Here is a 19,514-nt window from a genome sequence, read left to right as displayed (position 1 = left end):
GGAGCCGAACACTATGATCGTCGATCTGCCCGAGACCAATACCGGGGCGATCAACAAGAAGATCGTCGCTCTGCGCGAGGAGGGCGGTGCGATCACTCTCGGTCGGGTACTGACGCTGGTCATCGCCCCCGACACCGAATCGGTGCTCGAGGAGTCGATCGAGGCGGCCAACTGGGCCAGCCGTGAGCATCCGTGCCGCGTGATCGTGGTCATTCCCGGGGACCGACTGACCACCGAAGCCCGGCTGGATGCCCAGCTGCGGGTGGGCCGCGACGCCGGCGCCAACGAGGTGGTGGTGCTGCGTCTGTCAGGTCCGCTGGCCAACCACGCCAGCAGTGTGGTGACGCCGTTCCTGCTGCCCGACACCCCGGTGGTGACCTGGTGGCCCGACCTCGCCCCGGCCGTCCCTGCAAAGGATCCATTGGGCAAGTTGGCGATTCGCCGGATCACCGACGCCACCAACGGCACTGATCCGCTGGCCTGCATCAAGAGCAGGCTCAACGGCTATACCGACGGTGACACCGATCTGGCCTGGAGCCGCGTCACCTACTGGCGGGCACTGCTGGCCGCGGCGATCGACCAGCCGCCGCACGAACCCATCACCTCCGCGCTGGTATCCGGGCTCAAGGACGAACCCGCACTTGACATCCTGGCCGGCTGGTTGGCCAACCGGATCGACGGACCCGTGACCCGGACAACCGGCGAATTGAAGGTCGAGCTGACCAGGCCCAGTGAAACCGTGACCCTGGCACGTCCGCAGACCGGCGTCACCGCCGTACTGAGCCGTACCGGCAAGCCGGATGCGTTGGTGCCGCTGGCCCGCCGCGAGGCCAAGGAGTGCCTGGCCGAGGATCTACGCCGCCTCGACGCCGACGAAATCTACTACGACGCTCTCACGGGCATCGACAAGGTGAGTTATGTCTGAACGCATCATCGAGACCTACGCCGACGCAGGTGAATTGGCGAAAGCGGCAGGTGCGAGGCTGGTCGGTGCGATCACCTCGGCCATCGCCACGCGCGGCGCGGCCGACATCGTGCTGACCGGCGGCACCGTCGGGATCGCGTTGCTGCGCCATGTCGCCGGTGCCGAGATCGAATGGTCGAACGTGCAGCTGTACTGGGGTGACGACCGCTACGTGCCCCAGGGCGACGCCGAGCGTAACGACCAGCAGGCGCACGACGCGCTTTTGGAGAGCATCAACATTCCGCCGGCGAATGTGCACCGGATGGCCACCAGCGACGGCCTGTTCGGCGACGCCATCGACGATGCCGCCGCCGCATACGAACAGGAGCTGCCGGCACAGTTCGATGTGCATCTGCTGGGCATGGGTGGCGAAGGGCACATCAACTCGTTGTTCCCGGACACCCCGGCGGTGCGGGAGACCACCCGGCTGGTGGTCGCGGTGACCGACTCCCCCAAGCCGCCGCCGCGCCGAATCAGCCTGACCCTGCCCGCGATTCAACGGTCCCGCGAGGTCTGGCTGGTGGTGTCCGGCGAGGCGAAGGCCGAAGCGGTCGCCGCCGCGATCGGCGGTGCGGATCCGGTCGACATTCCCGCTGCCGGCGCCATCGGTCAGGAGAAGACCATCTGGCTGCTCGACGAGGCCGCCGCCGCCAAGCTCTGAGTCGCCTGTCTAGTCATCCGCGGCACCTCCGTGCCGCTCGCTCGTCGTGTCCGCCAAAGCCTCGGCGTAGCCGGCCAGGTAGTCGGCCACCTGATGGTTGCGTGTGACCCGGTCGGCCGCCACGGCCGATCCGACTCGATGTTCGCAGAATTGCCGCACAGCCATTCAGACGCAGTTCGTCCACGTTTGGTTCCTTTCCGGCCATACTGTCGGCATGGCAGACAAAGGGGACGGCCGCACCCGCCCGAATTCCGGGAGGCAGAGAATTCGGACATTGACGCAGGCCGCGCTCAACGCCGACATGACCGTGGAGCAGGTCGACACCCTGCTCACCGATCTCAGCACCACTCTGGTCGACCTCAACAAGTCGACCGGCGGCCTGGATGCCACCCTGGACCGGTTCAACGACACCATCACCCGAATCGACGAGCTCGCGCCGCGCCTGATCGGCGTGGTCGAACGCCTCGAGTCGATCGTGGACCGCGTCGAAGTCATCGTCGGGATCGGCGAAGCGGTGATGTCACCGCTGGCAGCCACCGAAACCGCCGTGCGCGGCATCGTCAAGGCAATCCGCGATCGATCCTTTCTCTAGATCCGGTCCACTCGACACCCTCGGTTACAGTGGTCGTCATGGGTGCCGGATTCGATCGCGCAGAAGCACGTCCCGTGCACGCTGCCGCAGCGTTCGCACCTAGTTTGCTGGCGTCGATCTGGAACCGGGCCCGCCTGGCACCGCTGAAGAGGATCGCGGGTTAGCTCTCGCTGCCCATTTGATCCTGCTATCAGCTTCGAGGCGTCATGAAGCCGTCCCTATACGCCGTTGCGGCGTCGCTCTACCTGACCGAATACACCCTCTACTCCAACTCGTCGTCGGCTGTGCTGTTGAACTCAGCGATCGCCGACCACTTCGAGATCCCGTTCTCACAGGCCGCGTACATCGGTGTGGCGTTCCTGGCCGGATTCTGTCTGGCGTTGCTGCCCGCGGGCCTGCTGTCGCACCGCTACCGGCCCACTGCCGTGTTCTTCGCCGGTTCGGCGGCGCTGGCCGTACTCGGGATCGCCGCCGGCCTCAGTCCCGAGTTCTGGGTCCTCATCGCATTGCGGTTCCTGCAGGGCATCGCCTCGGCCGTGCTCGCACCCCAGATCTTCCGGATCATTCGGGCTCAGTTCTATCCGGACCATCATTCGACCGTCCTCGGCGCGTGGGGCCTGGTGGTGTCGGCATCAGCACTGTGCTCGCCGTTGATCACCGCCCTGCTCAACGATCTGTGGGGCTGGCGCTCGTTTCCGTACGAGACCGTGGTGACCACGGTCGTGGCGATGGTGCTGCTGGCCCTGGCACCGGGGACCCCGGCTACCACCGACGAACGCACCGCGACCGACCGGGAGGCGATCCCGGTCGTGGGCCTCGCCGTGGCGCAGATGGCGATCTTCCTGGCGATCGGCTGGTCCGGCGCACTGCCTACCAAGGTCGCCCTGCTCGCGGTCGCGATGCTGCTCGGGATTGCCGTGATCGTCCTGCGCGGCCGGTCACAGACGCGCGTCCTGTCGAGAAGCCTGCTGGTGGTGTTCGTAGCCGGCATCGCGACGAACGTGTTCACGCTGTCGGTCGTGTACGTCCTGCAACAGGTGCGAGGGCTGAATTCCTATGGCTCGGTGCTGTTCCTGTTGCCGATGGCGTTCTTCGCCGGGCTGATCCCGGTGCTGAGGTTCGGCAGGCCCGGGGACAATCCGAAGAGCACCCGTCTCGTGTGTGCCGGCTCGGCATTCCTGATCGTGGCCGGCCTGACCCTGCCCGCGCAGCAGCTACTGATCAGTGCGGCGCTGATGGGCGCTGCGATGGGATTCCTGTGGAGTTCGTTGGCCAGTAACGTGCTGACCAATTCGACGCACATCCCGTTCGATTCGAGCCTGTACCACTACCTTCGGGCGTTGGGCGCCGCGATCGGGGTGGCAACGGGAGCGACGATGATCGACGGCCTGGGCACCGCACTGTTCGGCGGGGCGGCCGTGGTGGTGACGGCGACCGGATTGATTGCGACGCTGGCTGCCGGTTCGGCATGGCGGGCAACACAATCGGTACGGGTGCGATGATGCGCGACCTCACCTTCGGCTGGCCGACTCATCAGCTCACCGACGATCCGCGACTGGCGTACAACAGTATCTCGAAGACGTACTGCCGGCTGATCTATGAGAGCCTGCTCGACATCGACCCGGACACCGGGAACCTGCTGCCGTGGCTGGCCACCGCGTGGCACTACCGCGACCCGCTCACCCTGGACCTGACCATCCGGCCCGACAGGTGTTTCTCCGATGGCACGCCGCTCACGCCCGAGGCGGTTGTGCAGAGCTTCTCCGGCATCATTGCCCTCAAACAGATTTCACCGCTGCCTGCCGCGGTCGCGATGCTCACCGGACTCGGCCGTGTCGAGGCCGGGGCCGACAAGGTGACGTTTCACTTCGTGCGACACAACGCGGCATTTCTCCGGTCGCTTGCCAGTGTGAGCCTCGCGATCAGGAGCTCATCGGGACTGGGCACCGGTCGGTGGGTGCAGGCCGACGACGGCGTCGCCGACGCAACTCGCCGGCTGGCATTCCTCAAGGCCGATACCGGTGACTTGTACGCCGGGCCGATCGACGGTTGCGTCGTCGCCGAACTCCACAACCCTGGCATCAGTTACGGCCTGTGCCCCAACGCATCCCGCAGCCCGCTGACCGATCCCAGAATCCGGCGTGCGCTGTCGCTGCTGATCGACCGTCAAGCGTTGCGGCCGATCCTGGATGTCGACGGGTACAGCGTCGCATCGTCGGTGCTCACGCCGACGACCAACTGCTACCGGGACTGCTCGGCCGACCTCGCCCACGATCCGGCGACCGCTCACCGGCTACTCACTGCCGCAGACGCTCGACGACTTTCGTTCGAGGTGGTGTTCAACAGCACGTTCTCCCCCGTCGACGCCGCAATCCTCACCGCCGTCGCGGCGCAGTGGCGGCAACACGGCATCGAGCTCATCCTCGCCGACGTCGACTTCCCCGAACTCCGAAGCCGCCAGCAGTCCGGCGACTACGACTTCCGGTTCTTCTACTTCACCGGCAGCGACCCCGATCTGTTGCGGTACCAATTCGCCGTCGGCCAGCGGAACATGAACCGCCGCAACGAACCCGATGATCTCGACACTCTGCTCGACGCTCAGCTCACCTGCGCGGACCCCGACGCTCGCGGCGCGCTGGTGCACGACATCCAGCGTCAGATCCTCGACAGCGGCCTGTGGCTGCCGCTATGCAATGTCCGCACCGTCACCAGCTATCGGTCCGGCGCGTTCTCCGGTGTCTACCTCGACGCCGAAGCCCTGGCCCGAATCCCCTGAACCCGAGAGGCACATCATGGAAATCGTCATCATCGGTGCGGGCCTCGGCGGACTGGCCGCCGCTGTCGCCCTGCAACACCACGGCCATCGTCCCGTCGTGTACGACAAGACCCGCGAACTCGGCGAGGTCGGCGGCCCGCTCGGGATCTCACCGCAGACACTGCGACTGCTCGACCAGTGGAACATCGTCGATGCCTTCAACGAAATCTCCTCGGCCACCCAATACTTCGAGAACCTCGACCAGCAGGGGCGACTGGAGAGGATCACCGACTACGCCGCCACCCCGGAAGCCGGATCCGAACACGGCCGGTTCGGCTACGCCGACGCCGAGGTGTCCCCACGCACCGTGCACCGCGCGGATCTGCACAGCCTGTTGGTGTCGACCGTGGGATCCGGGCAGGTGCGACTGCGCCACGAGCTCGCCGGTATCACCGAGCGCGACGATCACGTCGAGCTCATCTTCACCAACGGTGAGGTACACCGGGCCGGTTTGGTGATCGCAGCCGACGGCCTGCGTTCGAGAGTGCGGAAGATGTTCAGCGACGACGACATTCACTACTGCGGCTCGGTGATCTTCCGGGCCGTGAGCCCCGCCGAATGCCTTGAGGCCCCCAACGACCGGCTCCGGTCGTGGCACTCCGCGGACTACGCCAAACACGTCATCTCCATGCCGGTGCGGGCCGGTAGACAGGTGGCCGTCGACGCCACCCTCGGGGTGGACGAGCCGCCGCTGCACCTGTGGTCGGCCGAGGCCGATCTGCAGGCGCTGGCCTGCCAGTTCGACGAGTTCGATCCCGCGGTCGGGCGGATGCTGCGCGCCGCGACGAGCCCCGTCTACATGCATCCGGTGTACGACCGAGATCCGATCGACCGGTGGACCAGTGCGCGGGTTGCGCTACTCGGGGACGCGGCCCACCCGATGACACCGTTCGGCGGCCAGGGCGCCAACCAGGCCATCCAGGACGCCGCGGAGCTGGCAACCCAGATCTCGACCGCCCGCGACGGTGACTTCACCCAGGCGCTGCAGCGTTACCAACGCATCAGAACGGAGCAGACGGCCGAGATCCAGCGTGCCGCACGAGGTTACGCCGACCGCAGGGCCACGGTGTCGCTCCGGCTGGCGGATATTCTGGTGGGCTAGCCACCGTTGCGACAGCGACAATCTGGCCACCGTCGCGACAGCGACAATCTGGCTACCGTCGCGACAGCGACAATTCAGCCACTGTTGCGCAGGGCGGTCGCAAGTCCGCTCATGGTGAGCAGGATTCCGCGCTGCACCAGTTCGTCGGTGTCCCCCGCCCGGTACCGGCGCAGTAGCTCGACCTGAAGGTGATTGAGCGGTTCGAGGTACGGGAACCGGTTGAACACCGAGCGGGCCAACGCCGGGTTGTCCGCCAACAGGTCATCCTGGCCGGTGATCAGTTTGTACATGGCGATGGTGCGATCGTGTTCGGCGACGATCTTGTCGAATACTCGGGCCCGCAGTTCTGCGTCGTCGACCAGCTCGGAATACCGTGCCGCCAGGCCCATATCCGACTTGGACAGCACCTGCGCCATGTTCGACAGCACGGTGCGGAAGAACGGCCAGCGCTCGTAGAGGTCCTGCAGCACGGCCACTCGGGACTCGTCGTCGCCGATCCATTGTTCGAACGCGGTGCCGGTGCCGTACCAGCCGGGCAGCATCACCCGGGATTGGCTCCAGGCCAGGACCCACGGGATGGCCCGCAGGTCGGATATCGACGTGGTCGGCTTGCGTGAGCTGGGGCGACTGCCGATGTTGAGCGCACCGATCTCGCTGACCGGTGTCGACGCCTTGAAGTACTCGACGAATCCCGGTGTCTCGTGGACCAATTCGGCGTAGGACCGCTGCGCCAGGGCAGCCAGTTCATCCAGCACCTGATAGGCCGGCTCGGCTTCGTCGCCCAACCCCTCGACGTCGAGCAGGGTGGATTCCAGCGTCGCGGCCAACAGTGTCTCCAAATTGCGGTGCGCGATCCGCGGCTCCGCGTACTTCGCCGCGATCACCTCACCCTGCTCGGTGATCCGCAAGGACCCCTTCACCGCCCCGGGCGGCTGCGCCAGGATCGCGTCGTAGCTGGGTCCGCCACCGCGGCCCACGGTGCCGCCCCGACCGTGGAACAGGCGCAACCGAATTCCGGTCTTGCGCGCGGCTTCGACGAGGTCCAGTTCGGCGCGGTACAACGCCCAGTTCGCCGCCAGGTATCCGCCGTCCTTGTTGGAGTCCGAATATCCGAGCATCACTTCCTGATGCTGCCCGCGTGCGGAGACGATGCTGCGGTAGACCGGGAGCGCGAGCGCCTCCTGCAGGATCGAGGACCCCCGCTGTAGATCGTCGATGGTTTCGAACAGCGGCACGATCCCGACCGGAGCGTACACCTCCGCTCCGTGACCCGCACCCGAAACATCCAGCAGGCCGGCCTCTTTGAGCAGGATCGCGGCTTCGAGCAGGTCGGACACCGACTGGCACATGGAGATGATGTAGTTGGGCACGGCCTGCGGGCCGAACACGCTGACCGCCCGTGCTGCGGCACCGACGATGTCGAGTTCCTTGCGAGCCAACTCCGACAGCTCGGCACCCTCGCCGATCAACGGACGACGGGTCGAGATCTCGCGGGCGAGCAGTTCCACCCGCTGCGGTTCGGGCAGCGATGCGTAGTCAGGATGCACGCCGGCCCAGGCCAGCAGCTCGGCGACTACCTGCTCGTGCACCTCGGAGTTCTGCCTCATGTCCAGGCCACACAGATGGAAACCGAAGACCCGCACCGCTTCTCGTAGTCGAGCCAGCCGATCGTCGGCCAGCACCGCGCTGCCGTTGACACGTAAGGAGGCGTCCACCGTGTCGAGATCGGCCAGGAACTCCCCCGGCGCGCGATAGGGTTCGAGCCCCAGGTCGAGTTCGTGTTCGGGTTGCTCGTCGAGGATCTCGTGCCCGGTGGCCGTGAGGCGGGCATGGATCACCCGCAGGGCCCGCCGGTAGGGTTCGTCGGCACGCGCCGGCTCGTTGCAGGCACCGGCCAGCGAGGTGAGCCCGTCGCTGACCTTGACCAGCCGCGCAGACATCGACAGCTCTTCTTCCAGCGCGGTCATCTCGGTGAAGTAGTGCGCGAAGGCGACGTTGGCGGCTCGCCCGGTGGCCTGCCGCACCACGCCTGCGTCGACGTTGGGGTTCCCGTCGCGGTCCCCGCCGATCCAGCTACCCGGCCGCAGGATCGGCTGCTCCAACAGGTTCGCCCCGGGCCAGCGGGTCTGCAACGCGGTCCGCACTTCGGCGTTGACCTGTGGAATGACCTCGAAGAACGCGGCCGGGTAGTACCGCAGGCCGGTTTCGATCTCGTCGGAGATCTTCAGCCGGGACAACCGTACGAGGGCGGTCTGCCACAGCGTGAGGATATGGCGGCGCAGCTCGGTCTCGATGTCGCGGCCATCGGCGGTGCGGGTCTGCCCGTGCAGGCGCAACCGCATCAACTCGGTCACCCGATGCTGGGTGTCGAAGACGGTGCGGCGCCGGGTCTCGGTGGGATGAGCGGTGATGACGGGTGACACCAGGGCTCCGGACAGTGCATCGGCGACGCCGGCGCCGTCCAGATCGGCCGCGTCCAACTTGAGATACGTCGCGGCCAGGCTGCTGTCCTGCGGCGGCTCGCCGGCCGCCTCGTGCACCTCCCGGCGCCGCTCGCGGTGAATATCCTCGGCGACATTCGCCAGCAGCGCGAAGTGGGTGAAGGCGCGGATGACAGGAATGGCCTGGTGGACGTCGATGCCGGTGAACAACGCGGCCAACTCGGCCCGGTCGATTTCCGAACGGCGGACCCGGAAGGACTCCACCCGCGCCCGCTCGACCAGGTCGAAGACCTCCTCACCGTTCTGCTCGCGCACGGTATCGCCGAGGATCGCCCCGAGCAGCCGGATATCCTCGCGCATCGGCTCGGTGGCCTCGCGGCCCACCGGAGTGCGCTGGACCGCGCCGATCGGGTCGAGCGCGACATCGCTGGTTTCAGGCATGCGTCCAGTATCGACGCGACCCGCACGGGCCGCAGGGTGGGGAGAGCCTGCACCGAACCGCTGCTCAGGCGAGGACCCACGATCCGGTTTGCTCATATGAGCAAAGTTATGCGCATATGTTGACCCCGCCATACGACTGTTTCTAACGTGATGTGCGTCATGCGCGGCCCAACCACCGGGACGCACACTTAGGAGGAACAGTGAGACTCGGAAAAGCCCTGTCGGGAATCGCAGTCGGAGCCGCATTGGCAGTGGCGTCCTCTGCCTGCTCGGTACCCGGCGACAACGCTGCCCAAGGCGCGAACACCGTGGTCGACGGACCGGTGAAGATCGGGTTCAGCCAGGCAACCCAGCAGAGCCCGTTCTATGTCGCCCTCACCGACGCGGCCAAAGCCGAGGCTCAGGCGCAGGGCAACGAGTTCTTCTACGCCGATGCCAACGGCGATGTGACAAAACAGAACAACGACGTCCAGGACCTGATCACCCGTGGCATCAACGTGCTCGTGATCAACCCGGTCGATCCGATGGGCGTCACGCCGTCCCTGACGGCGGCCGAGGCGGCGGGCATCAAGGTCGTCACCGTCGACCGGCCTGTTGAATCGGGCGCGGCGGCGTTCGTCGGCCGCGACAACAAGGCCATGGGCCAGCTTGTCGGCAAGGCAGCCGTTGAGACGCTCGGCCCGTCCGGGGGCAAGATCATCCAGATCCAGGGCGATGCAGGGGGCGCAGTGGCGCGCGACCGCGGCGAAGGATTCAAGACGGCAGTATCGGCCCAGCCGAACATCGCCGTCGTCGATGGTCCGTACGCCGACTACACCAGGTCCAAAGCCGTCACCGCCATGCAGGACCTCCTGCAGGCCCACCCCGATCTCAAGGCGGTCTACGCCCAGAACGACGATATGGCGCTGGGCGCCTTGCAGGTACTCACCGAGAACCACCGCAGGGACGTCAAGGTTTTCGGAGTGGACGGCCTGATGGAAGCGGTGCGCGCTATCGCCGCCGGAGACCAGTACATCGCCACCGCGCTCAACGACCCCAACGCCGAGGGCCAGTTGGCCGTTCAGACCGCGGTCAAGGCGGCCCGGGGCGAGTCGGTTCCGGAGTTCGTCGACGCCGGAACAAGTTTGGTCAACAAGTCCAACGCGCAAGCGCTGGTCGGCGAATCAACTTTTGCCGCCACCAAATAGCGACTCCCGTTCCCGTCAGCCCTCACCACACACAAGGAGACAACTTCGATGACGACCGAGGCTCCCGCCCGGACAACCGCGTCGGTGCAACCCAACCTGCCCGCGACGATGACCGCGGCGGTGATGTACGCCCCCGGCGACATCCGGGTCGAACAGGCGCCGGTACCCACACCCGGACCCGGTGAGGTCCTGCTCAAGGTCGCCGCCTGCGGAGTGTGCGGATCCGACATTCCCAGGATGCTGCGCAATGGCGGCTACATCATGCCGATCATCTGCGGTCACGAGTTCTCCGGCTGGGTAACTGAACTCGGCGAGGGCGTCGAGGGATTCGACATCGGCGAACTGGTATCGGTCCCCCCGCTGATCCCCTGCCGCAACTGCGACTTCTGCGCCAAAGGCGCGTTCGGTCTCTGCGAGAACTATGACTACTTCGGCAGCAGATGCGACGGCGCCTACGCCCAGTACGTCGTCAGCCCTGTCGGCAATCTGCTCAAGCTGCCCTCGGGTATCGATCCCCGCGCAGCCGCGATGCTTGACCCCGCTGCGATCGCACTGCACGGGTTGTGGAAGACCAACCTGAGGGCCGGGCACCGGGTCCTGGTGATCGGGGCGGGACCGATCGGACTCTTCGCCGTTCAATGGGCAAAGCTGCACGGCGCCGGCCAGATCGTGGCGGTAGACCTGAGTGAGGAGAAGGCCGCTATGGCCCGTGAGGCCGGCGCCACCCACGCAGTGCAGGGCATCGAAGAGGCGCGGGCCCTGGGTGGGCGCGGGTTCGACATCGTGCTCGAGTCCGCCGGAGTGCCAGCGACGGCCGATATGGCCGCGAATCTGACCGGTCCGCAAGGACACGCCGTCTTCGTGGGTATCCCGCACGCACCGGTGACACTCGACAAGGACACCTTCAACAAGTTCATGCGGCTGGAGACCAGCTTGCACGGTTCCTGGAACTCATTCTCGGCGCCGTTCCCGGGCGACGAGTGGCACACCTCGGCTCAGATGCTGACCGAAGGAAAACTCAAGTGGGAGTTCATGATCACTCACGAGCTGCCATTGTCGGCGCTGCCGGACATGATGCAGCAGCTCGGCGACCGCTCGGTCTTCTCGTCAAAAGTTCTGTTCCTGCCCAACGAGGACTGAGCCATGGGAATCCTTCTGACGATCGACCTCGGCACCGAGGGTGCGCGCATCGGCGCATTCACCGAGGACGGCACCCCGCTGGGCACGACGCACCGCCCGTACTCGACCCATCACCCCAGGCCGGGCTGGGCCGAGCAGGACCCGCGGGACTGGTGGGCCGCGATCACCGCCGCGACTCGTCAGCTCATGGACACCGACCCGTGCCGGGCCGCCGGCCAGGTGGTCGCGATCGCCGCGTCGACCACGGCCTCAACCGTGGCGGTCGTCGACGCGGCCGGAACACCGTTGCGGCCGGCGATCCTGTGGATGGACGCCCGCGGCGCCGCCGAGTCGGAGCGCACCGCGCAAGTCAGCCACCAGCATCCGATCCTCCAGTGGTCCGGAGGATCCGACGCCTCCGAATGGCTTCTGCCAAAAGCGATGTGGCTCAAAAAGCATGACCCCGATGCCTACCGGTCTGCCGCACGCATCGTGGAGGCCGTCGATTACCTCACCTTCCGGCTGACCGGCCGATGGGTCGGCTCGCAGATGAACGCGGTCTGCAAGTACAACTACGATTCCCTCGCCGGGCGTTTCCCCGCCGAACTCTATGCCGCCCTCGGCATGGAGGATCTCATCGCCAAGCTGCCTGACGAGATCATTCCCGTCGGCGGGGCCGCCGGCACGCTCACCGCGGGCGCAGCTGCCGATCTCGCAATCTCGGGCACACCGGTCGTCGCCGTCGGCGGCATCGATGCGCACGTATCCCTGCTGGCCTGCGGGGGCAAAACGGACGGGCTGGTCTCCATCGTGTCCGGCACGTCCTCGGCCATCGTCACCGAAGTGGACCAGCCGAGCACATCCAAAGAGGTGTGGGGCCCGTATCCCAATGCCTTGACGCACGACAAGTGGCTGGTCGAGGGCGGTCAGGTGACCAGCGGTTCGGTACTCAAATGGACCGGGGAGTCCATCATGGGTGTGCCTCGCGACGAGCTGCCGGGGTTGATCGACCAGGCCTCCGCCGTCGACCCGGCCGCCCACGGCCTGAGGGCCCTCGACTACTTCATGGGCAACCGCACGCCGCACCGCGAAGCCCGCCTACGCGGTGCGGTGATCGGGCTGACACTCGGCACCACAAAGGCCGAACTGTATCGGGCGATGGTCGAGGCAGTCGCCTGCGGCACCCGCAGTGTTATCGACTCGTTCGAACGATCCGGAGTACCGTGCGCGCGCCTGGTCTTCTCCGGCGGCATCGAGCGAAACTCGTTGTGGCAGCAGGTCACGATCGATGTGCTCGGCAGGCCCGCAGAATTGGTGATCGGTGAGAACCTCACGCTTCGGGCCTGTGCGGTGATCGCGGCGACCGCCGCCGGGATCGTCCCGAGCCTAGGTGCGGGTTCACAACTTTTCGCCCCGAAAGTTCGTCTTCTCGAGCCCGATCCGAAGCGAATAGCCGTGTATGAGCACACCTTTGGCGACTACCAGCGGTTGACCGCCGCACTGCGCCCGATCATGTGTGACACCGCTGACGGTGGCTCGGGGGCCGCCGGTGCCCGTGGCCCGTTCCGGGTGGTGCGGTAATGAGTGCATCCACTGACCGCAGCCATACGGACCTGTTGCTCTATGTTGCGCAGTGCTACTACGAGCAGGGCCGTACCCAGGAAGATATCGGCTCCGAACTTCACCTGACGCGGTGGAAGGTGGGACGACTGCTGGATGAGGCCCGTGGCGTCGGCCTGGTGCAGATCAAGATCGTGCATCCCCAGGCGCGTCGCCCCGATCTCGAAATAGCGATGCGCAATCGGTTCGGTCTGCGCGAGTGCGTGGTCGTGCCGGGCCCCGACACCCCCGACACCATCGGCGAGCACATCGCCACGGCCGCGGCCGCCTATCTGAAATCCAACTCCTCATGGATCACCACCCTGGGTGTTTCCTGGGGCAATACGCTGCAGCAGATCGCCTCGGTGCTACCTGCCGGGTGGACGAGCGGCATCGAGGTCATCCAGGTCAACGGGGGCGTGAGTCGGTCTGTGCATCCCACGAAGGCCGCCAACATCGTGACCAGCATCGCCCACAGCGGCAACGGACGGGCCACGCTGTTACCAGTCCCGGCCATCGTCGAGCGAATCGAGACGCGTGATGCGCTCTATGCCGAGGGGTTCGTGGAAGATGTTCTGTCCCGCGCTCGTACGGCAGAGGCGATCCTGTTCTCGCTGGGAGCACTCGGGCCGACGTCGGTCTTGGTCGAGTCCGGTGCAGTAACCCCTGCCGAACTTGCCCAACTCGAATCAGCCGGAGCCTGCGGCGACATCCTCGCCCACTACATCACCGCGGCCGGAGAAATCGCCTACGACGACATCGACAGGCGGACAGTAGGTCTCAGTCTCGATGACGTCAAGGATGCGAAATGCGCGATCGCGGTGGCAGCCGGACCACGCAAAGTCCCCGTCGTGATCGGTGCACTGACGAAAGGGCTGTGCTCGGTCCTGATCACCGACGAGCCCACGGCGCTGGCCGTGCTGGAGCAACGACATGACACATAGCCACAACGCAGAATCGACGTTGCCGCGCCGGGATGCCGACGCCCTGGGGATGCCCGCACTGCGTATGCGGGACATCGTGAAAACGTTCCCCGGCACCAAGGCGTGCGATGGTGCGACCCTCGAGGTCGCCCGCGGTGAAGTGCACTGTCTGCTCGGTGAGAACGGAGCAGGCAAGAGCACCTTGATGAAGATCCTCTCGGGTTCCTACACCCCAGACGCCGGAACGATCACCCTTGACGGGGAAGAGGTCTCGCTCGGCTCCCCCACCGACGGCGTCCGGGCCGGGATAAACACCATCTATCAGGAATTGGATCTCGTCCCGGACATGACCGTGGCACAGAATCTCTTCCTCGGCCATGAACCAGTGCGCGGCCCGTTCATCGCGCGCCGGGAACGAGATCGTCGGGCGGCAGAGGCGATCGCGCGTGTCGGCGGCAGCTTCGCACCGTCCGACGTCGTCGCGAGTCTGTCGGTGTCGGATCAGCAACTGACCGCTATCGCGAAGGCACTCACCACCGATGCCCGTGTCGTCATCATGGATGAGCCCAGCGCCACGCTCACCGATCACGATCTGTCCGAGGTGTTCCGCGTCATCCGCGAGCTCACCGCTGCGGACAGATCGGTGATCTACATATCGCACCGACTCGACGAAGTGATGGCCATCGGCGACCGGGCCACCGTCATGCGCGACGGCGCCACTGTCGGTGTATTCGACATCGCGACGGTGAGCAAGGACGAACTCGTCGAGGCGATGATCGGCCGAAGCCTGCAATCCAACTCACCCAAGCCATCTCACCCGACCCGGGACAGAGCCGACTTGCTGAACGTTCACCGCGCCGCCATTCCCGGCGTGATCGAGGTATCGGGTTTGACTGTCCGTCGCGGCGAGATCATCGGCCTGGCGGGGTTGGGCGGCGCGGGCCGTTCCACGCTACTGGCCAGCCTGTTCGGCGACCGACGCGCCGCACTCGACCTGACGTTGAGTGGCTCCCGGATCACTCATTTGACACCACGAGCCGCCGTGCGGGCGGGAATCGGCCTGGTGCCCGAGGACCGCAAGAGCCAGGGCCTGTTTCTGGACCAGTCGATTCTGCGCAACGCCGCAATCGCGGCACTGGCGCCGTTCGGCCTCAACCCGTTGAAGGCCGCCAGAGCGTTGTGTACGCCACCGCTGCAGCAGTTGGGCGTCAAGTTCTCCAGCGTCGATCAGCCGGTCGGTCAGCTCTCCGGTGGCAATCAGCAAAAGGTGGTGCTCGCCAAGTGGATGGCCCGCGGGATCGACCTACTGCTGCTCGATGAACCCACCCGCGGGTTGGACATCGGCGCGAAAGCCGATCTCTTCCAACAGGTTCACGAGTTGGCTGAAGGCGGCGTCGGGGTGTTGTTGGCGTCCAGCGAGATGAGCGAGCTCACCGAGAACTGCGATCTGATCTGGGTCATGCACGAAGGCAGGAACATCGCGGCCTACGACCCGAGAACCACTCCACCGGCGGATATCGCTCGCTGTGTGGTCACAGGAAGAAACGACAATGACTGACCAAATCCAAAGGCTCGCTCCACCATCACCAGCCAACCCGGCCGGCGCCGCACGATCACGGCGGCAGAACATCATCGTGCGGTTCAATCTGCTGTTCATCTTTGTCGCGCTGTTCGTGGTCGCTTCCATCACAGCTCCGCAATTTCTCACCTCGCAGAACCTCGCGAACCTGCTCCAACAATCCAGCCTGACCGGCATCGTCGCGATCGGGATGACGGTGGTGATCCTCACCTCCGGTATCGACCTTTCGGTGGGAAGCGTTGCGGCGCTGTCCGGAATGCTGGTGGCGATCCTGATCGGATTGGGAATCGCCTGGCCGGTTGCCATGGTGCTGGCCATCTTGAGCGGGTTGGTGCTCGGCGGGATCATGGGCGGACTGAGCGCCTACCTCGCGCTGCCGGCCTTCATGGTGACGCTGGCCGGGATGCAGAGCATTCGCGGTCTGACCTTCTTGACCACCAATGGCACACCGACTACCGCAGAGATTCCCATCGGCCTTCGCTTCCTGGGTGCAGGATCGGTGGCAGGTATCCCGGTCGTCGGGCTGATCTTTGTGATTACCACGGTGATCGTCGGTCTGGTGTTGCGCCGCACAACTTTTGGCGAACACGTCTACGCAGTCGGCAGCAACGCAAAAGCTGCCCGGTTGTCAGGCCTGCCAGTGCAGCGCATCACCACTGCCGCGTATGTCATCTGCGGCGGGTTGGCTGCGCTGACCGGGGTCCTCCTCACCGCGCGGCTGACCATCGGTCAACCAACGGCGCACACTGGTCTCGAGCTGGATGCCATCGCCGCGGTGGTACTGGGCGGAACCAGTCTGTTCGGCGGAAAAGGCGGTGTGATGGGCACATTCATTGCCGTACTGCTGCTGTCGGTGCTCCGAAACCTGTTCAACCTGATGGGGCTGAGTTCCTTCTTCCAGATGCTCGTGACAGGACTCATCCTGATCGCTGCACTGATCATGAACTACGTCCTGGACCGTCAAACCAAGACCGCCTGAACCCAAGCCACAACAGAAGGGATCCCTTACCGATGACGATCGTCACACCGCCGAACACGGCACAGGTCGCCAAGATGATCGACCACACCCTGCTCAAGCCCGAGGCCACCGCCGCTGACGTCGAAGCGCTGGTCGCCGAGGCGGTCGAGTTGGGCACTTACTCGGTGTGCGTGTCACCGTCGATGCTTCCGGTCGGTCTACCGGCGGGCTCCGAGCTGAAGGTTGCGGCAGTGTGCGGCTTCCCGAGCGGCAAGCACAGTACCGAAATCAAGACCGCCGAGGCGGCCGGGGCGGTGCGCAACGGCGCCGACGAGATCGACATGGTGATCGACATCGGCGCGGCCAAAGAGGGCGCCTTCGACCGAGTGGAAGCCGACATCGCAGCGGTGCGAACCGCTGCTCCGGCGCCGACGGTACTGAAGGTGATCATCGAGTCGGCTGCCCTGACCGACGAGGAAATCGTCGGTGCGTGCCGCGCGGCCGTGGCAGCGGGCGCCGATTTCGTCAAGACCTCGACCGGTTTCCATCCCACCGGTGGCGCGACCGTGCACGCGGTCGAGCTGATGTCCCGGACAGTCCGCGACGCTGGGCTCGCGGTGAAGGCATCCGGTGGTGTGCGCACCCTCAAGCAGGCCCAGTCCATGATCGCGGCCGGCGCCACCCGATTGGGCGTGTCGGGCTCACGCGCACTGCTGAGCGCATCTGGACCCGATGTGGCGTCCGGCTACTGACACAGGGCCCACGAAAGCCGCCCCGGCACTCTGCCCGGGGCGGCTTTCATGTCTTTGGGTGAGGCGAACTAGCTGTACTTGATCAGCAGCGCGACGCCCACGATCGAGACCAGCCAGATACCGGTCACGAACAGCGTCAGCCGGTCGAGGTTCTTCTCGACCACGGTGGAGCCGGACAGGCTGGACTGGACACCGCCACCGAACAGGGTGGACAGACCGCCACCTTTGGCACGATGCAGCAGCACCAAGAGCACAACCAGCACGCTGGTCACGACCAGAGTGATCTGCAGAGCCAATTCCATGGCTGTAAGACTACCGGGTGCGGTGTCCGGCCCAGGCCCCCGGGGTTACGGCAGCGGTCCGCCCGCGGCGATGGCCGACAGCGTGGCGAACTGCTCGCCGTCCAGCGAAGCACCGCCGACCAGTGCGCCGTCCACGTCGCCCTGCGCCACGATCTCGCCGACGTTCTTGGCGTTCACCGACCCGCCGTAGAGCACCCGCACACCGGCCGCGAGCTGCGGCGAGGACAGGTTGCCCAGCTCACCGCGGATGGCCTTACAGACCTCCTGCGCGTCGGCCGCGCTGGCCACCCGCCCGGTGCCGATCGCCCACACGGGCTCGTAGGCGATGACCGCCTGTCCGATCTGCTCCTTGCTCAGACCGGCCAGCGAACCGCGCAACGAGTTCACGTTGTACTCGACGTGGTTGCCGGCCTCCCGCACCTCGAGCTGCTCGCCGATGCAGATGATCGGGGTGATGCCGTGCTTGAACGCCGCGGCGGCCTTGGCGGCCACCAACGCGTCGTCCTCGTGGTGGTACGTACGCCGCTCGGAGTGCCCGACCACCACGAAGCTGCAGCCAAGCTTCGCCAGGAACGCCCCGCTGATGTCACCGGTGTAGGCGCCCGAGTCGTGTTGCGACAGATCCTGCGCCCCGTAGGTCAGGCGCAGCTTGTCTCCGTCGACCAGGGTCTGCACGCTGCGCAGATCGGTGAACGGCGGGATGACGGTGACATCCACCTTGTCGAAGTACTTGTCCGGCAGGGCGAATGCGATCTTCTGCACCAGCGCGATGGCCTCGAAATGATTGAGGTTCATCTTCCAGTTGCCGGCGATGAGCGGCTTACGGGCCATGTGTGTCCTTAGTCCAGTACGGCTATTTCAGGATTTCGATACCGGGCAGGTCTTTGCCCTCAAGGTATTCCAGCGACGCGCCGCCACCGGTGGAGATGTGCGAGAAGCCGTCCTCGGGCAGGCCGAGCTGGCGCACCGCGGCCGCCGAATCGCCACCGCCGACCACGCTGAACGCGCCCTTCTCGGTGGCACCGATGATCGCCTCGGCCACACCCTTGGTGCCCGCCGCGAAGGCCGGGAACTCGAAAACGCCCATCGGGCCGTTCCAGAACACGGTCTTGGCGTTGGACAGCAATGCGGTGAAGCGCTTGACCGACTCCGGACCGATGTCCAGGCCCATCTTGCCGTCGGGGATGCGATCGGAGGCCACGGTCTCCGGCTCGGCGTCGGCGGCGAACTTGTCGGCCACGACGATGTCCACGGGAAGGTGGATCACGTCGGCGTAGGTATCCAGCAGCCGCTTGCAGGTGTCGATCATCTCTTCCTGCAACAGCGAAGTTCCGACCGAAACCCCTTGGGCAGCAAGGAAGGTGAAGCACATACCGCCGCCGATGACGATGCTGTCGGCCTTGGTGGCCAGGTTCTCGATCACCGCGAGCTTGTCCGAGACCTTGGACCCGCCGAGCACCACGGCGTAGGGCCGCTCGGTCGAGTTGGTCAGCTGCTCGAGCACCTTGACCTCGGTGGCCACCAGCGTGCCCGCGTAATGCGGCAGCAGCGTGGCGACGTCGTAGACCGAAGCCTGCTTGCGGTGCACCACCCCGAAACCGTCGGAGACGAAGGCACCCGGCGAGCCGTCGGCCCCCTCGACCAGGGCGGCCAGCGCCTTGGCCAGCGCCAGCCGCTCGGCGTCGTCCTTGCTGGTCTCCCGCGGGTCGAAACGGATGTTCTCCAGCAGCAGGACGTCACCGTCGGTGAGTCCCTCGGCGCGGGCCAGCGCGTCGGTGCCGACCACGTCGCCGGCCAGCTGGACGTGGCGTCCCAGCTTCTCCCCCAGTGCCGCGGCGACCGGGGCGAGCGACAGCTTCGGATCCGGGGTGCCCTTGGGGCGGCCCAGGTGTGCGGTGACGACGACCTTGGCGCCGGCCTCGGCCAGCGCGGACAGCGTCGGGACCGAGGCGATGATGCGGCCCAGGTCGGTGATGTTGCCCTCGTCATCGAGGGGGACGTTGAGGTCGGAGCGCACGAGAACGCCCCGACCTTCCACGCCCTCGGCCAGCAGGTCGGCGAGTGTCTTGACAGTCATCG

18 protein-coding genes are annotated in these 19,514 nt (G+C 66.0%); 13 read left to right on the top strand and 5 right to left on the bottom strand.

Features of this window, described 5'->3' with window-relative positions:
* Window positions 1-13: 13 nt before the first annotated feature.
* Complete coding sequence (opcA, locus tag EH231_RS05105; RefSeq protein WP_090425591.1) at window positions 14-925, top strand: glucose-6-phosphate dehydrogenase assembly protein OpcA; 912 nt, start codon at window positions 14-16, stop codon at window positions 923-925.
* Complete coding sequence (gene pgl / locus EH231_RS05100; protein WP_090425589.1) at window positions 918-1,625, top strand: 6-phosphogluconolactonase; 708 nt, start codon at window positions 918-920, stop codon at window positions 1,623-1,625. The genes opcA and pgl overlap by 8 nt, the downstream gene beginning before the upstream one ends.
* A 9-nt stretch (window positions 1,626-1,634) precedes the next feature.
* Here pgl and EH231_RS33745 read toward each other — a convergent pair whose 3' ends face one another.
* Complete coding sequence (locus tag EH231_RS33745) at window positions 1,635-1,790, bottom strand: hypothetical protein (protein WP_164480775.1); 156 nt, start codon at window positions 1,788-1,790, stop codon at window positions 1,635-1,637.
* Between the two features lie 49 nt (window positions 1,791-1,839).
* Here EH231_RS33745 and EH231_RS05095 point away from each other — a divergent pair, with 49 nt between their 5' ends.
* The 4 genes from EH231_RS05095 (at window position 1,840) to EH231_RS05080 (ending at window position 6,134) form a co-directional block, all read left to right on the top strand.
* Entirely contained in the window at window positions 1,840-2,217 is a 378-nt protein-coding gene (locus tag EH231_RS05095) for a hypothetical protein (RefSeq protein WP_044518257.1), read from the top strand.
* Window positions 2,218-2,423: 206 nt separating this feature from the next.
* Window positions 2,424-3,719 (top strand): MFS transporter, encoded by a 1,296-nt coding sequence (locus EH231_RS05090; RefSeq protein ID WP_090425588.1) that lies wholly within the window; start codon window positions 2,424-2,426, stop codon window positions 3,717-3,719.
* Window positions 3,686-4,993, top strand: a complete 1,308-nt coding sequence (locus tag EH231_RS05085; protein WP_124712007.1) for an ABC transporter substrate-binding protein — start codon at window positions 3,686-3,688, stop codon at window positions 4,991-4,993. Before EH231_RS05090 ends, EH231_RS05085 begins: the two co-directional genes overlap by 34 nt.
* 16 nt (window positions 4,994-5,009) lie before the next feature.
* Window positions 5,010-6,134 carry an FAD-dependent monooxygenase gene (locus tag EH231_RS05080; RefSeq protein ID WP_164480774.1) on the top strand — a complete coding sequence of 375 codons (1,125 nt, stop codon included), beginning with the start codon at window positions 5,010-5,012 and terminating at the stop codon, window positions 6,132-6,134.
* 74 nt (window positions 6,135-6,208) lie between these two features.
* On the opposite strand, the gene ppc is transcribed toward EH231_RS05080, so the two are convergent.
* Window positions 6,209-9,016: a phosphoenolpyruvate carboxylase gene (ppc, locus tag EH231_RS05075; RefSeq protein ID WP_090425582.1), complete on the bottom strand. Its 2,808-nt coding sequence runs from the start codon at window positions 9,014-9,016 to the stop codon at window positions 6,209-6,211.
* Between the two features lie 200 nt (window positions 9,017-9,216).
* Here ppc and EH231_RS05070 point away from each other — a divergent pair, with 200 nt between their 5' ends.
* From EH231_RS05070 to deoC, 7 genes are read left to right on the top strand one after another with little or no spacing between them, the layout of a single operon-like run.
* Complete coding sequence (locus EH231_RS05070) at window positions 9,217-10,203, top strand: substrate-binding domain-containing protein (RefSeq protein ID WP_164480773.1); 987 nt, start codon at window positions 9,217-9,219, stop codon at window positions 10,201-10,203.
* A 48-nt stretch (window positions 10,204-10,251) separates the two neighbouring features.
* Window positions 10,252-11,343 (top strand): galactitol-1-phosphate 5-dehydrogenase, encoded by a 1,092-nt coding sequence (locus EH231_RS05065; protein ID WP_124712005.1) that lies wholly within the window; start codon window positions 10,252-10,254, stop codon window positions 11,341-11,343.
* A 3-nt stretch (window positions 11,344-11,346) separates the two neighbouring features.
* On the top strand, window positions 11,347-12,903 hold the full coding sequence (locus EH231_RS05060; protein WP_124712004.1) for an FGGY-family carbohydrate kinase: 1,557 nt from the start codon (window positions 11,347-11,349) through the stop codon (window positions 12,901-12,903).
* Window positions 12,903-13,865, top strand: coding sequence for a sugar-binding transcriptional regulator (locus tag EH231_RS05055; protein ID WP_124712003.1), 963 nt, complete (start codon window positions 12,903-12,905; stop codon window positions 13,863-13,865). Before EH231_RS05060 ends, EH231_RS05055 begins: the two co-directional genes overlap by 1 nt.
* A complete protein-coding gene (locus tag EH231_RS05050; protein ID WP_090425573.1) occupies window positions 13,855-15,402 on the top strand; it encodes a sugar ABC transporter ATP-binding protein in 1,548 nt (515 codons plus the stop codon). Before EH231_RS05055 ends, EH231_RS05050 begins: the two co-directional genes overlap by 11 nt.
* Window positions 15,395-16,402, top strand: a complete 1,008-nt coding sequence (locus tag EH231_RS05045) for an ABC transporter permease (protein WP_090425572.1) — start codon at window positions 15,395-15,397, stop codon at window positions 16,400-16,402. Before EH231_RS05050 ends, EH231_RS05045 begins: the two co-directional genes overlap by 8 nt.
* A 32-nt stretch (window positions 16,403-16,434) precedes the next feature.
* Window positions 16,435-17,133: a deoxyribose-phosphate aldolase gene (deoC, locus tag EH231_RS05040; protein ID WP_090425570.1), complete on the top strand. Its 699-nt coding sequence runs from the start codon at window positions 16,435-16,437 to the stop codon at window positions 17,131-17,133.
* Between the two features lie 68 nt (window positions 17,134-17,201).
* Here the strand turns inward: deoC and secG are convergent, their stop codons facing one another.
* From secG to EH231_RS05025, 3 genes are read right to left on the bottom strand one after another with little or no spacing between them, the layout of a single operon-like run.
* Window positions 17,202-17,435 carry a preprotein translocase subunit SecG gene (gene secG, locus EH231_RS05035; protein ID WP_019348649.1) on the bottom strand — a complete coding sequence of 78 codons (234 nt, stop codon included), beginning with the start codon at window positions 17,433-17,435 and terminating at the stop codon, window positions 17,202-17,204.
* A gap of 45 nt (window positions 17,436-17,480) precedes the next feature.
* Window positions 17,481-18,266, bottom strand: coding sequence for a triose-phosphate isomerase (gene tpiA, locus EH231_RS05030; protein WP_044518247.1), 786 nt, complete (start codon window positions 18,264-18,266; stop codon window positions 17,481-17,483).
* A gap of 22 nt (window positions 18,267-18,288) precedes the next feature.
* Window positions 18,289-19,512 (bottom strand): phosphoglycerate kinase, encoded by a 1,224-nt coding sequence (locus tag EH231_RS05025; RefSeq protein ID WP_090425568.1) that lies wholly within the window; start codon window positions 19,510-19,512, stop codon window positions 18,289-18,291.
* Window positions 19,513-19,514 lie beyond the last annotated feature (2 nt).

The sequence above is a fragment of the Mycolicibacterium nivoides genome (assembly GCF_003855255.1).
Lineage (GTDB): Bacteria > Actinomycetota > Actinomycetes > Mycobacteriales > Mycobacteriaceae > Mycobacterium > Mycobacterium nivoides.
The sequence above is the reverse complement of the archived record's forward strand: the minus strand, read 5'-3'. Positions and strand labels throughout refer to the sequence as shown.